Source organism: Roseivivax halodurans JCM 10272 (genome assembly GCF_000521785.1).
In the GTDB taxonomy this organism is placed as follows: Bacteria; Pseudomonadota; Alphaproteobacteria; order Rhodobacterales; family Rhodobacteraceae; genus Roseivivax; species Roseivivax halodurans.
The window spans coordinates 1-791 of record NZ_JALZ01000125.1 but is presented as its reverse complement, the minus strand read 5'-3'; the positions used below and the strand labels follow the sequence as shown (position 1 = coordinate 791).

The 791-nt window shown below is 58.8% G+C and carries 1 protein-coding gene; it reads right to left on the bottom strand.

The window, feature by feature from the left end; all coding sequences use genetic code 11:
- Positions 1-478 precede the first annotated feature (478 nt).
- On the bottom strand, positions 479-791 hold a 313-nt coding region (locus OCH239_RS23425), incomplete at its 5' end, for a hypothetical protein (protein ID WP_211242049.1).

The following is a 791-nucleotide window of genomic DNA, read 5'->3' as shown; positions in this document are numbered from 1 at the left end:
TTGAACCACTGCCGCTCGGCGTCAATGAAGTTGACCACCGAGATCGCGGTGCCGCAGGTAGCTGCCGCCAACTTCACGATCTCATCGAAGTCGCGTTCCGGGTCGGTGTCGAGAACCTCAAACAAATGAAGCGCAGCGAGCCGTGCCTGTTGTAGCGGGTGAGGTGCGGCCTCCACGTGGGGCTCACATACAAATTAAAGGTGAATTTATTCGGCCAAGCCAAAAGCCTGTCACCCATGATAGGTCCAGCCCAACGTGACAGCGATCGACCCTTGGCTGAAAAGATCACAAGTGATTTCCGGCAATCAAGGCACTGCCGAGCAAGGCGCAGATCAGGAGGTCCACGGCATGAGGGAGACGGCGTTCACTTTGGAAATCAGATGTACATCCACCCTGATCTCTTCGGCGGCGTCACTCCACTCAAGACGTGGGCGCATCGGCACTCCGGGGCCCTCAGAGGACAGAGTAGCGGTTGTTCCTATCGACAGAACCTCGCCGAATAGGTTTTCGATTTTGCCAGGTGAGCGTTGATAATGACAACAAGGATGAGCGTTGCAGGACCGGAAATGAAGTGATGCCGCCGGGCCATGGGCATAGCAGCAAAGACGACAGGTTGTCCTCCTCCCGCTCGGGGCAGGATGGCGTGCGAGGGCCTCGGCTGACTCGGATCGGGATCCCGGGCGGCATCCGCCATGATACGACGGAACGCATCGCGGCCAGGGCGCCAACGCGCCGCAAGAACGCCGTCCTCAATAAAAACGGCGTCCTGATCGAGTAGAGCGGCCTCACCG